Here is a 346-nt window from a genome sequence, read left to right as displayed (position 1 = left end):
TCGCGAAGCTGCCCGCAGAGAAACGCTATGGCGGCGAAACCTCCGCCCGCCAGGTGTTCCGCCGTCTGGCAGGCGCCTGGGCCTATTGGGGCTGGAAGGGGGGCTATTTCTCCACCGAGGCCGATGCCCGCGCCTATTTCGACGAGATGCAGCTGATGCTGGCCCGCCAGATGGCCGCGCCGAACAGTCCGCAATGGTTCAACACCGGCCTGCACTGGGCCTACGGCATCGACGGTCCTGCGCAGGGCCATTATTACGTGGATCACAAGTCGGGCAAGCTGACCAAGTCCACCTCTTCCTATGAACACCCGCAGCCCCATGCCTGCTTCATCCAGTCCGTCGCCGA

The 346-nt window shown here is 64.2% G+C and carries 1 protein-coding gene; it reads left to right on the top strand.

The features are described 5' to 3' along the window. Nucleotides 1–346, top strand: a 346-nt coding sequence (locus tag E0702_RS15985; protein WP_132045581.1) for a hypothetical protein, incomplete at both ends; no start/stop codon positions are given.

The sequence above is a fragment of the Halomonas marinisediminis genome (assembly GCF_004347715.1).
GTDB lineage: Bacteria > Pseudomonadota > Gammaproteobacteria > Pseudomonadales > Halomonadaceae > Halomonas > Halomonas icarae.
Note: the sequence above shows the minus strand (reverse complement) of the source record. Positions and strands in the feature narration are given on the sequence as shown.